10 protein-coding genes are annotated in these 12,936 nt (G+C 44.8%); 5 read left to right on the top strand and 5 right to left on the bottom strand.

Going from position 1 to position 12,936, the window contains the following annotated elements:
• The first annotated feature begins 14 nt into the window (after positions 1 to 14).
• Genes msbA through kdsB form a run of 4 tightly spaced genes read left to right on the top strand, consistent with a single transcriptional unit; the run spans position 15 to position 3,695 of the window.
• Positions 15 to 1,763 carry a lipid A ABC transporter ATP-binding protein/permease MsbA gene (msbA, locus tag VR7878_RS14940; protein ID WP_077336911.1) on the top strand — a complete coding sequence of 583 codons (1,749 nt, stop codon included), beginning with the start codon at positions 15 to 17 and terminating at the stop codon, positions 1,761 to 1,763.
• Between the two features lie 3 nt (positions 1,764 to 1,766).
• Positions 1,767 to 2,774: a tetraacyldisaccharide 4'-kinase gene (gene lpxK, locus VR7878_RS14935; RefSeq protein ID WP_077336863.1), complete on the top strand. Its 1,008-nt coding sequence runs from the start codon at positions 1,767 to 1,769 to the stop codon at positions 2,772 to 2,774.
• Positions 2,755 to 2,934 (top strand): Trm112 family protein, encoded by a 180-nt coding sequence (locus VR7878_RS14930; protein WP_077336862.1) that lies wholly within the window; start codon positions 2,755 to 2,757, stop codon positions 2,932 to 2,934. Before lpxK ends, VR7878_RS14930 begins: the two co-directional genes overlap by 20 nt.
• The gene (kdsB, locus tag VR7878_RS14925; protein WP_077336861.1) at positions 2,934 to 3,695 is read left to right on the top strand and encodes a 3-deoxy-manno-octulosonate cytidylyltransferase; all 762 of its coding nucleotides are present in this window, start codon (positions 2,934 to 2,936) and stop codon (positions 3,693 to 3,695) included. The genes VR7878_RS14930 and kdsB overlap by 1 nt, the downstream gene beginning before the upstream one ends.
• Before the next feature lie 75 nt (positions 3,696 to 3,770).
• Here kdsB and VR7878_RS14920 read toward each other — a convergent pair whose 3' ends face one another.
• The 5 genes from VR7878_RS14920 to pflA all read right to left on the bottom strand — a co-directional run bounded on the left by VR7878_RS14920 (position 3,771) and on the right by pflA (position 10,477).
• Positions 3,771 to 5,324, bottom strand: coding sequence for a SpoVR family protein (locus tag VR7878_RS14920; protein WP_077336860.1), 1,554 nt, complete (start codon positions 5,322 to 5,324; stop codon positions 3,771 to 3,773).
• Between the two features lie 13 nt (positions 5,325 to 5,337).
• Complete coding sequence (locus VR7878_RS14915; protein ID WP_077336859.1) at positions 5,338 to 6,609, bottom strand: YeaH/YhbH family protein; 1,272 nt, start codon at positions 6,607 to 6,609, stop codon at positions 5,338 to 5,340.
• A gap of 220 nt (positions 6,610 to 6,829) precedes the next feature.
• The gene (locus tag VR7878_RS14910; RefSeq protein ID WP_077336858.1) at positions 6,830 to 8,764 is read right to left on the bottom strand and encodes a PrkA family serine protein kinase; all 1,935 of its coding nucleotides are present in this window, start codon (positions 8,762 to 8,764) and stop codon (positions 6,830 to 6,832) included.
• A 312-nt stretch (positions 8,765 to 9,076) separates the two neighbouring features.
• Entirely contained in the window at positions 9,077 to 9,577 is a 501-nt protein-coding gene (locus VR7878_RS14905; protein WP_077336857.1) for a YfbU family protein, read from the bottom strand.
• Between the two features lie 159 nt (positions 9,578 to 9,736).
• The gene (gene pflA / locus VR7878_RS14900) at positions 9,737 to 10,477 is read right to left on the bottom strand and encodes a pyruvate formate lyase 1-activating protein (protein WP_077336856.1); all 741 of its coding nucleotides are present in this window, start codon (positions 10,475 to 10,477) and stop codon (positions 9,737 to 9,739) included.
• A gap of 304 nt (positions 10,478 to 10,781) precedes the next feature.
• On the opposite strand from pflA, the gene VR7878_RS14895 reads away from it, so the two are divergent.
• Positions 10,782 to 12,662 (top strand): methyl-accepting chemotaxis protein, encoded by a 1,881-nt coding sequence (locus VR7878_RS14895; protein ID WP_077336855.1) that lies wholly within the window; start codon positions 10,782 to 10,784, stop codon positions 12,660 to 12,662.
• Positions 12,663 to 12,936: the final 274 nt, after the last annotated feature.

The following is a 12,936-nucleotide window of genomic DNA, read 5'->3' as shown; positions in this document are numbered from 1 at the left end:
GTACCATGGTATCTATGTCAAATATAAATGATGAAACAACTTGGCAAACTTTTAAGCGTCTTTGGGTTTATATCCGCTTATATAAGTCAGGTTTGTTTGTTGCCGTTATTGCTCTGATTATTAATGCTGCCTCGGATACCTACATGGTTTCCCTGCTCAAGCCACTGTTGGATGAAGGGTTCGGTTCCGCTGAATCTAATTTTCTGAAAATTCTGCCGTTTATTATTTTAGCTATGATGTTGGTCCGCGGGCTCAGTGGATTTGTGTCATCTTATTGTTTGAGCTGGGTTTCAGGGAATGTCGTGATGATGATGCGACGGAAAATCTTTAACCATTTCATGCATATGCCAGTGAGTTTCTTTGATCAGGAATCCAGCGGTGGATTATTGTCAAGGATTACCTACGACACGGAACAGGTTGCCGGTGCCACAAGCCGGGCTTTGGTCAGTATTGTCCGTGAAGGGGCCAGTATCGTCGGGCTGCTGGCATTGATGTTCTGGAATAGCTGGGAGTTATCTCTGGTCTTAATCGTTGTCGCGCCGGTTGTTGCTGTAGCGATTCGAGTTGTGTCAAAGCGGTTTCGGAAAATATCCAGAAATATGCAGGATGCGATGGGGCAGGTCACCTCGTCTGCTGAGCAGATGCTGAAGGGACACAAAGTTGTTCTTAGTTATGGCGGTCATGACGTCGAATGTAAACGCTTTGATGATGTCAGCAACCGGATGCGCCAACAGACAATGAAGCTGGTTGCTGCTCAGGCTATCGCTAATCCGGTAATTCAGATGATTGCATCTGTGGCGTTGGTGACGGTGTTGTTTTTAGCTAGTGTGGACTCGATTCGTTCTGAATTGACGCCCGGTACATTCACGGTGATTTTTTCTGCCATGTTTGGTTTGATGCGCCCGTTAAAAGCGCTCACTAATGTCACATCAGATTTTCAACGCGGGATGGCTGCCAGCCAGACATTATTCTCATTGATGGATCTGGAAACTGAAAAAGATACCGGCAATTATGAAGCGGATGCTGTGACTGGATTGGTCCAAGTCGATGATGTGACATTTACTTATCAAGGCAAAGAAAAACCGACCCTTTCTCATATTTCTTTCGTGATCAAACCAGGCAATACTGTTGCTTTGGTTGGTCGTTCCGGGTCGGGGAAAAGTACCATTGCCAGTTTATTTACCCGTTTTTATGATGTCGATGATGGTGTCATTCAGTTAGACGGGCACGATATTCGGGACTATAAGTTGGCAAATCTCAGGAAGCATTTTGCGGTGGTCTCGCAAAATGTGCATCTGTTTAACGACTCGATCGCAAATAACATTGCTTATGCAGCTGAGGGAATTTATACCCGGGAACAGGTTGAACACGCAGCCCGGCAGGCGCACGCAATGGAATTCATTGATAATATGCCTGCGGGTCTGGATACTTTGATCGGTGAGAATGGTGCCAGCCTGTCTGGCGGACAGCGCCAACGGATTGCCATTGCCCGGGCGCTGCTCAGAGATGCACCGGTGCTGATATTGGATGAAGCGACATCGGCACTGGATACAGAATCAGAACGAGCGATTCAGGAAGCTTTAGCTGAGTTGCAGAAGAATAAAACTGTCTTAGTGATTGCGCACCGACTATCAACGATTGAAGAAGCGGATGAAATTTTGGTTATCGATGACGGAGAAATCATCGAGAGAGGTCACCATGCAGCATTACTTGAAAAGCATGGTGCTTATGCGCAACTCCATCGTACTCAGTTTGGTAGCTAAATTGTGATTGAGGACATCTGGTTTAAAAATCATATTCTCGGTAAGTTATTGGCACCGATTTTATGGCCGCTGAGTCTGCTGTACCGCTGGATCAGTGAAGCGCGCAGAAAAGCTTATCAGCAAGGACGTAAGCCAACCTATCGGGCTCCGGTTCCGGTGATTGTCGTCGGTAATATTACCGCTGGCGGGAATGGCAAAACACCCGTCGTTGTCTGGCTGGTGGAAGCATTACAGCAGATGGGAATGACACCGGGGGTGATTTCCCGGGGGTATGGGGGCAAAGCGCCACAATATCCGTTACTGCTGACTCAAGAGACACCCGTTCACCATTGTGGTGATGAACCAAAACTGATTTATCAGCGAACCGGTGCACCGGTTGCTGTGGCACCAAACCGCGCAGATGCGGTACAAGCATTGTTGACGCAAGGTGTAAATGTGGTGGTTGCCGATGATGGTTTACAACACTATGCGTTGGCGCGGGATATTGAAATTGTGGTTGTTGACGGGCAACGACGTTTTGGTAATCAGCGGTTTATTCCTTACGGCCCGTTGCGGGAATCGCTACACCGACTGGCGTCGGTTGACTTTGTGATTAACAATGGCGGAACACCCGAAGCGAATGAGATGCCGATGACGCTGGCACCTCAGCAAGCCGTTCACCTTTGTTCCGGTATCTGCCGAGATGTTGAACAATTAGGGAAATTAACCGCCATTGCAGGGATTGGTAACCCATCCCGTTTTTTTCAGACCTTATTGCAGCTAGGCGCGTCTCTGGTTGCGACACGGGGGTTTGCCGATCATTATCAATATAGTGCTCGTGATATTGAGGGGATTGTCGCAGCAGCCGAACATATTATCATGACGGAAAAAGATGCAGTGAAATGTCTTCCCTTTGCGCAAGATAACTGGTGGTATTTACCCGTATCTGCGACATTCCGCCCTGTGGATGCGCAAAAAATATTACGATCAATTGAAGAGGTTATTAAACACTATGGATCATCGTCTGCTTGAAATTGTTGCCTGCCCGATATGTAAAGGGAAACTGACCTATGATAAAGAGCAACAAGAGTTGATTTGTAAATTTGATCGACTTGCCTATCCAATCAGAGAGGGAATTCCAGTGTTGCTGGAGCCTGAAGCCCGAATCATGTCGATGGAAGAGGGACACTGATGACGACTGCCTATACTGTGGTGATTCCTGCGCGTTATCAGTCTTCCCGGTTACCGGGAAAGCCACTGGCTGATATCGGTGGGAAGAGTATGATTCAGCGTGTTTATGAGCAGGCAATTCAGTCCGGAGCTGAGCGTGTTGTAGTTGCGACGGATGATGAAAGAATCGAACAAGCGGTTAAATCCTTCGGCGGACAAGTCTGTATGACGGGAGCGGAACACCAATCCGGTACGGAGCGACTGGCAGAAGTGGTGCGAAAACTGTCGATTCCGGATGATCATATTGTGGTCAACGTTCAAGGTGATGAGCCGTTGATTCCACCCGCAATTATTACTCAGGTGGCTGAAAATCTGGCAAATCATAACGTTCCGATGGCGACACTTGCGGTTGAAATTACGGATCGTGAAGAAGCGTTCAATCCCAATGTCGTCAAGGTTGTTACGGATCATCAGGGATATGCACTCTATTTTAGTCGGGCGACGATTCCGTGGGATCGTGACAGATATGGCCAACAGCAGCCTGACATTTACACACCATTATTGCGGCATATCGGTCTCTATGCTTATCGTGCCGGATTTATTCAAACCTATATCCAGTGGGAACCAAGTCAATTAGAGAAAATTGAAAGTCTGGAACAGCTGCGCGTCCTTTGGTACGGTGAGAAGATTCACGTTGATGTCGCTGTGGAAACACCACCGATTGGTGTGGATACCGAGGCAGATTTGGCTCACCTTCGAGCGATTATTGCCCAAGACCACTAAGAGAAACGGATGGGAAACCCCATCCGTTTTTTGTGGTGCCAATGTGTTTAGTCACGCCTTGTTGACTTGATTTTGTTAGGGAGTTGCCGGGAGTTGGGTTGTCTCCTTGGTTGGGCAAACCGCCAACCGTTCTCTTCTGCCTGTATCTTTGACTTCCTCCAGAATGACTTCAAATCCCCATAAACGATGCAAATGTTTTAAAACTTCCTCATAGCTCTTATCGAGTGGAATACGATCCTGAGGGACATACTGGAGCGTGAGAGAACGATCACCGCGGACATCAACATTGTAAACCTGAATGTTGGGTTCAATATTGCTCAGGTTGTATTGTGCTGCGAGCTTTTCTCTGACTTTCTGATAGCCCAGTTCATCATGGATTGCATTGACTTCAATAAAGTTCTTGCGGTCATCATCGGTGATGGCAAAAAGTTTAAAATCTCGAATGAGTTTAGGTGAGAGGTACTGACTGATAAAGCTCTCATCTTTGAAGTTTTTCATCGCAAAATGAACGGCATCCAACCAATCAGTTCCGGCTAAATTCGGGAACCACTCTTTATCTTCCTCCGTCGGTTCCTGACAGATCCGCTGAATGTCTTTGAACATCGCAAAGCCTAATGCATATGGGTTGATCCCACTGTAGTAGGGGCTATTGTATGATGGCTGAGCGACCACACTGGTATGGCTGTGCAGAAATTCGAGAATAAATTTTTCCGAGACCAGTCCTTCATCATAGAGGTGGTTTAAGATGGTATAGTGCCAGAACGTTGCCCATCCTTCATTCATCACCTGAGTCTGCTTTTGAGGATAGAAATATTGGCTGATTTTTCTGACAATTCGTACAATCTCGCGTTGCCACGGCTCAAGTAACGGTGCATGTTTTTCAATGAAATAGAGGATGTTTTCTTGCGGTTCACTCGGAAAGCGAATGCGCTCATCCTCTGATTTTGGTTCGGTTTTCGGCAGTGTTTTCCAGAGTTCATTCACTTGAGACTGTAAATACATTTCACGCTGTTCTTGGCGAATTTTCTCCTCAGTAATCGATATTTTTTCCGGCCTTTTATACCGATCCACACCGAAATTCATCAGGGCATGGCAAGAGTCTAAAATATCCTCAACTTCTGTGACCCCATACTTTTCTTCACATTCGCTGATGTAGTTTTTAGCGAAGAGTAAATAGTCGATGATCGAACTGGCATCCGTCCACGCTTGAAACAGATAGTTCCCTTTAAAGAAAGAGTTATGTCCATAACAGGCATGAGCCATCACCAGTGCCTGCATGGTGACGGTGTTTTCTTCCATCAGGTAAGCAATACAGGGATCAGAATTGATGACAATCTCATAGGCTAATCCCATCTGACCATGTTTATAGCCCTGTTCTGTCTGAATGAATTTCTTACCGAAAGACCAATGGTTGTAATTGATGGGCATACCAATACTTGAGTAGGCGTCCATCATTTGTTCAGATGTGATGACCTCTATTTGGTTTGGATAGGTATCCAGACGATAATGCTCTGCAACCCGTTTGATCTCGGTGTGATAGCGGTCGAGTAAATCAAACGTCCAGTCCGGTCCGTCCGGGAGCCGTTTACTTTGGTGCTTGTCAGGTGCCGACTTTGTTTTGGTTACCATTCAAAAGTCCCTCCTAAGCTGTTGTTTCTTTCTGAAACAATTCCCTGAACACGGGGAAAATATCATCCACGGACTGAATATTTTTCATCGCAAAGTTATCAAAACTTGCCTGTAATTTTTCATATTCATGCCAGAGTGTCTGATGAGAGCGATGTGTAATTTCAATATATGCATAGTATTGACAGCTCGGTAGTAGGTTTTCAGTCAGGATTGAACGACAGCGAGGGGAGTCATCCGCCCAGTTATCGCCATCAGATGCCTGTGCAGCGTAGATGTTCCACTGATTGAGCGGGTAACGTTCTTCGACAATTTCATGCATTAGTTTGAGTGCGCTGGATACAATCGTTCCGCCGGTTTCTTGCGAATAGAAGAATTCATGTTCATCCACTTCTTTCGCTTGTGTGTGGTGACGGATGAATACGACTTCAACATTTTTATAGGTGCGGGTTAAAAATAGATAGAGCAAGACATAAAAACGTTTGGCAATGTCTTTCGTTGCCTGATCCATTGAACCGGAGACATCCATCAGACAAAACATCACGGCTTGGCTGGAAGGGATAGGCCGTTTCTCATAATTTTTATAACGTAAATCGAAGGTATCAATAAATGGTACCTGATCGATTTTTTTACGAATATCCAATATTTCCTGCTGGAGACGTTTCTCTTCCAGTGGTTGTGCCGGTTCCAGATTCTGAATGTCTGCCAGAGCTTCTTCAAGCTCATGTAGCAGGCGTCGTTTACCGGAAGTCATCGCTGTTCTTCTTGCCAACGATTGTTGGAGTGAACGAACAATCGAAATATTGGCTGGTACACCAGCGGTTTGATAGCCGGAACGGTGGGTTTTCCATTCGACGATCCGATTGACTTGCTGCTTCTTCAGATTCGGCAAAGCCAAATCGTCAAACAAGATATCGAGATATTCATCTTTAGAAATCTGGAAAACAAAATCGTCACTACCTTCACCATCGGCGCTGGCATCTCCCTGACCGGAGCCACTGCCGCCACCTTGTTGTGGACGGTCAATTTTATCACCCGTGATGAATTGGTCATTTCCGGGATGCACGCGTTCTTTAAGGCCACCTTTCCCCTGATGAAATGTTGGCTCTTTAATGTCTTTGCTAGGGATTGAAATGTCTTCCCCAGATTCGGTATTGGTAATTGAGCGACGATTCACCGCATCTGCAATCGACTCTTTGATTTGTTGCTTGTGACGACGGAGAAAGCGTTGGCGATTCACCGCACTCTTATTTTTACCATTTAATCTTCTGTCAATAAATTGCGCCATGAATATCCCCTTTACTTAACATCACCGAACAACAACCCGATAGGGTATGAGTTGTTGTATGGTTCCCCCGGATTGGAAGCAGAAGCGAGTTGACGTTCAGCGTTTCTCCTCAACTCGCTATCTTCGAGTGTGGCCTTTAAAGTTACCGTATCACAACACTTTAAAGGGACATCTTTGAAGTTCTGCCTCCGACGGCACCGAGCGTATGGTGCAAGATGATTTATGACGATTTACGAACGCGTAAATACCATTCAGATAACAACCTGACTTGTTTCTCGGTATAACCTTTTTCCATCATCCGTGCGACGAAATCATCATGTTTTCTCTGTTCTTCAGAGGATGTTTTCGTATTGAAAGAAATAACCGGTAAGAGTTCCTCTGTGTTGGAGAACATTTTCTTCTCAATCACAGTCCGCAGTTTTTCATAACTGGTCCACGCAGGATTTTTACCACTATTATTGGCTCTGGCACGTAAAACAAAGTTCACGATTTCATTGCGGAAATCTTTTGGATTACTGATACCGGCTGTTTTCTCGATTTTTTCCAGCTCACTATTCAGCGCGGAGCGGTCAAACAGTTGTCCGGTTTCCGGGTCTCGGTATTCCTGATCCTGAATCCAAAAGTCAGCATACGTGACGTAACGGTCAAAAATGTTTTGCCCGTACTCAGAGTAAGATTCCAGATAAGCGGTCTGAATCTCTTTGCCGATGAACTCAACGTATCGTGGTACCAGATAGCCTTTGAGATATTCAAGATACCGTTCGGCTGTATCTTGAGGGAACTGCTCTCGCTCTATCTGTTGTTCGATGACATAAAACAGATGAACCGGGTTGGCAGCAACTTCAGTCTGATCAAAGTTAAATACTCGGGAGAGTATCTTGAAGGCAAAACGTGTGGATAGTCCGTTCATTCCTTCATCAACCCCGGCATAATCCCGATACTCCTGATAGCTCTTCGCTTTTGGATCGGTATCTTTCAGCGTTTCACCATCATAGACTCGCATTTTGGAAAAAATGGATGAGTTTTCCGGTACTTTCAAACGTGACAGAACACTAAACTGTGCCAGCGTTTCCAGGGTGCTGGGTGAGCAAGGCGCGAGAGAGAGTTCACTGTGATCCAACAGTTTTTGATAGATTTTAACCTCTTCAGAGACGCGCAGGCAGTAAGGCACTTTGACGATATAAACCCGATCAAGGAATGCCTCGTTGTTTTTGTTGTTACGGAATGCCTGCCATTCTGACTCATTCGAGTGGGCGAGGATCATCCCTTCAAATGGCAAGGCGGATAAACCTTCTGTGCCGTTATAGTTACCTTCCTGAGTTGCAGTCAACAGGGGATGCAACACTTTGATGGGCGCTTTAAACATCTCAACAAATTCCATCAAGCCCTGGTTGGAGCGACACAGTGCGCCAGAATAGCTATACGCATCAGGGTCATCCTGAGAGAAATGTTCCAGTTTACGAATATCAACCTTACCGACTAATGAAGAGATGTCTTGATTGTTTTCATCTCCCGGCTCTGTTTTGGCAATCGCAATTTGATCCAGTATGGATGGCCGTAATTTGACGACTTTGAATTTGGTGATATCTCCACCGAATTCATGCAGTCGTTTGGCTGCCCATGGTGACATGATGGTCCGGAGATAGCGTTGATCAATCCCGTATTCTGTTTTGAGTAGCTCTCCGTCTTCACTGATATCGAACAGGCAGAATGGATGATCGTTCACCGGACTCCGTTGCCCGTTTGCACTGAGGACGTAGATGGGCATCTGTTGCATTAATGATTTTAGTTTTTCTGCAAGTGATGATTTACCCCCGCCGACAGGACCGAGCAAATAGAGGATCTGTTTCCGTTCTTCCAGTCCTTGAGCCGCATGTTTCAGATAAGAGACAATCTGCTCAATGGATTCTTCCATGCCGTAAAAGTCTTTAAAAGTATCATAACGAGAGATCACCCGGTTCGAGAAAATACGGCTCAAACGGGGATCTTTTGATGTATCGATGACTTTAGGCTCACCAATGGCTAATAGTAAACGCTCGGCAGCGTTGGCATAGGCACTTTTGTCCTCTTTACATAACTGTAAGAAGTCCTGTAGTGATAACTCTTCTTCCTTCGCTGCTTCATAACGCGCTTGAAAATGGTCGAATATACTCATAGCTCATTCCCTCTAAAATGTCTTAATGACATGTCAACGCTTCAACACAAATCGCACACTCTTTAAGACTAGTCGCTAATTAGCAATTCTGCTTAAAAAATATGTGTTTAATCAAAAAATCTGGCCTGCGTCATACTGGATGTTTAAATGATTTGTTAAATGAATGTTTTATCAATTTAACAAAAATTAGCGGAAGGTTGTGAAGAGCGAATTGTCTCGATGGAAAGGTAGATATTTTTCGTTTGAATGGTGAATTCGATTGATAGCGTTTTCGGGCGACACTTTGATTGCCGCCCGGAGTGACATGAGAGATTAAGCGTTGAATATCTGTTGGAATTCAGACACAGAGAGATGGTATTGACGAGGACATGACTGCCATTTCGTTGCCATTCGACGATATTTATCCAGCATGGGTACCTGACTGTTAAACTGATGCTCACCCTGTTCGAACTGGGTATACAACCCTTCGGAGTTGACCAGAAAACGAACATAGTGAACTAATTGTGTTTCTGTCGATAGATCAAAGCCTAAAAATTGCAGACGTCTTGCATCAATCTGGGTTTGAGCTGCTTCTGTCAACAATTTATAGGACTCTTGCATCGCATGATACATTTCCATGATATTGATAATTTCACTGCATTCACTTTCTGGCAGACAGCCAAATTCTTTATTCAATTCTCGCATGTGTAATTCATAACCACGTTCGATAATTGTTCTGAAACGCTTATACTTTTCAGCATTTGCCGGGTCAAGCTGTGACATCAATAAATATTGATTGGATAGGATAAGGCGTTGAGCATTGGTCATTTCCATAGCAAATTCCTACTCGAATGATAAAAGATTGTTATCAGTAGAGTAACGTGAATTGCGTGCCTGAAACATGATCTCAATACGGGTTTTTATCTGATTTGTATTATTTGATGGCCGAGATGTTTCATTCCTTGTACACCCCGGTAAATTTGATTTTTGTGGTTAGTATTTCACATTGGAATGGTACTGATTCAGGATCGAAACAATATTATCCATGGTCTCTTTTGACGGAGGCTGAACACCATCCAGTGGATAGTCGATCCCCATGGCTTCCCATTTATGTGCCCCGAGTTTGTGGTAGGGGAGCAGCTCAATTTTCTCAATATTATTCATATCCTGAATAAATTGCCCTAACTGATGAGCGGCATCTTCATCATCCGTATATCCGGGAACGATCACATAGCGGATCCAGGTTGTCTGACCGATTTTATGTAGATAGCGGGCGAAGTCCAACGTCCGGTGATTGGATACACCGATGAGTTTTTGGTGTACCTCATCCTGCATATGTTTGATATCCAGCATTACCAAATCGGTCACATCAAGCAGTTCATCAATGACGGGGGTGTGTTTGCGGACATAGCCATTGGTATCGAGGCAGGTATGCATGCCTTCTGCTTTAGCTGCGCGGAAGAAATCTCTGACGAATTCAGGTTGCAGGATGGCTTCCCCACCGGAACATGTCACCCCGCCACCGGATGCATTCATAAAATGGCGATAAGATTTTGCTTCTTGAATGATTTCTTCGACAGAAATCATCTTTCCGGCATGAACGTCCCAAGTATCTCTGTTATGGCAATACATGCAGCGCATCAGGCACCCTTGCATGAAAACAATGAAACGAATGCCCGGGCCATCAACGGTGCCACATGTCTCAAAAGAATGAATACGACCTAGAGTTGACATGATGATTTCTCTTTGGAGGATTTACCCGTCATTTTATTACATTTCCATGCAATGATATAGACCTAACTCACCCGGCAATATCGAATCCGCGACTTTTTGACCCCTGATTTTTTGAGAGGGTGTGGCTTAAAAAATAGTCCTGTATTTCAATGCTTTTAATTCTGATTCGTATATCGGAAGGATGGATTGATGTTTTCCCGCTGGTTGAAACAAGGAGTCGATTATTTCAGTATAAAATTGTAGTAATTTTGTGACGCGTGTAATAAATTCGTTAATGATGGATAGATTGAAGGATAGGGTAGTCATGGATGTACTGAAATTATCGCAAAAACGGAAGATTGCTATTTTTATTGTGGTTTTATGTTTTGGTTTTTTAGTCATGGGGGGATTTATTGCTCGGAAGTTATCGATGATGACATCCCAGTATGATTTGAGCGGGGGAATTTCTCAGGGGACAACTAAGCTGTTTGCCTCTCAGACAAAATTATTATCTCTGGCCGCGGAAAGAAATGCGCTCCAGATTAAAGATGTCTCCCGAGTGACTGAATTGCTGGCTGAATTGAGTCAAGATATCGATAAGGATGTGAGTTTTCTTAAGAATGCCGGTTTTGAACGTGAAGGCAAGATGCTCTTTGAAGCCATGACTCGGTTTGAAAACGCGATGCATCCCTGGCTGAAAACTAAATCTGAATTGGGATTTAGTATCAGTGAAGGGAAGAAGGGGGAATTGACGCAACTTGCAGCGCAGATTGAAGCAAAAATTGAAGAAACCGGAATGGTGACGATTCGTTCGGATTTTCGGGCGATGATTAAATCTCAGCAGAATTATTTACTAGCCCCCAATGAAAAAAATCTCAAGTTATTCAATCGTGCGATGGCAACCTTTATCAACACATCTAAGCTTTACGCAGCGCTGTCAAGCTATCAATCAGACGTTGATCAGTTTAAACAGACCTTTGCCCGGGTTGGTGAATTATCTCAGCAAGTAAAAAACTATGAGATGGAACTATCGGCCTCAGAGCAAGCCGTGCAGCAATTGATTCAGAATGCTTCGGAGCAGTTAAAACTGGTTAGTTACGATTATCAACAGACCGCCCACCAGGAGGCAACGCAGACATTATGGTCGGTGATGGCTGCCTGTGCCGCGCTTGCCGCACTCACGATTACCATTTTTATTACCCTGAGACTGTCACTTACGCGTGCTTTGGCACAGACTAAAATATTTTTGGATGCGCTATCTCAAGGTGATCTATCAAAGCGTTTACCGATCACGGCAAACCACGAGGATGAATTTAATCAACTGGCCATTGCTTTAAATAATAGTTGTGAGCATCTAGGCGTGTTGGTGAATCAGGTGCAGAAAAACAGTCAGGCACTCTCTGGTGATGCCGCTGATCTCAATGATGGCTTAGATCAACTGATGTCTTCCCAGACTCAGATCGTGCGTCAGACCGATCTGCTTGCTTCTGCGACGGAGCAAGTCAGTGTTACGACTCAGGAAGTCAGTAACTCACTTGAATTTGTGGCAGATGTGAGTCAAGCATCCACTGCAGCAGCACATGAAGGGGGCGAAATTATTGAGACGGCAATTCAGTCGATCCAAGATGTCGGCAATATTTTGCAATCAGCGGCCGGGCATATTCAGCAACTTGAGTCCGCTTCAGAGAAAGTCGATGCTGTCATGGAAATTATCAACGGGATTGCTGAGCAGACTAATTTACTGGCTTTAAATGCGGCAATTGAAGCTGCCCGTGCGGGGGAACAGGGACGCGGCTTTGCTGTTGTGGCTGATGAAGTCCGTAATCTCGCGGTCAAAACGGTCGATGCGGTATCCGAGATAACCGAAACCATTGAGACAATGAAACGTGAAAGTGCAGAAGTGATTCAATATATCGCTCAGTCTGAAAGTTCTATGTCACGTGGTCAGGAGCAAGGGCTGGAAGCGATACGGGCACTTTCTCATATTACTGACAAAACCAATGAAGCTGCCAGTCAGACCGCAATGATTTTTGAATCCATCAAAGAATTGGCGGTCACCAGTCATTCAATGGCGGATAACATGGTGGAGATTTCATCTTCGATGAAAAATTTAGAAGAGAATAATCAAAGACTCAGAAAAGCCAGTAAAGGGGTCGATCAGCGTTCCACCGAGCTTTTCGAGGATTGTCAGCGTTTCGCGGTATAAACACCGGGTTATCATGGATAATAAAAAAGCTCCCCGCAGGGTAATGCCGATCAGTTAAGAAATTTTCGAGATCATTTGACCGATCTTTAAAAGGCTTCAAAATCCGATATTAGTTATCTGATATCGGATTTTCTTTATGCGTTTTGAAAGCGAATTAGCCACAGCCTTTAAGTCCTGTAATACCTTCCATACTTTTGAAAAATATGCCGAGTTGCTATCGCCAGAGCTTATTCAGCAAGGCTTCAAACAAGCTGGAGTCGCAACGTTGAGAAAG

This window comes from Vibrio ruber DSM 16370 (assembly GCF_900163965.1).
GTDB lineage: Bacteria > Pseudomonadota > Gammaproteobacteria > Enterobacterales > Vibrionaceae > Vibrio > Vibrio ruber.
This window is presented reverse-complemented; position numbering and strand designations above follow the sequence as displayed.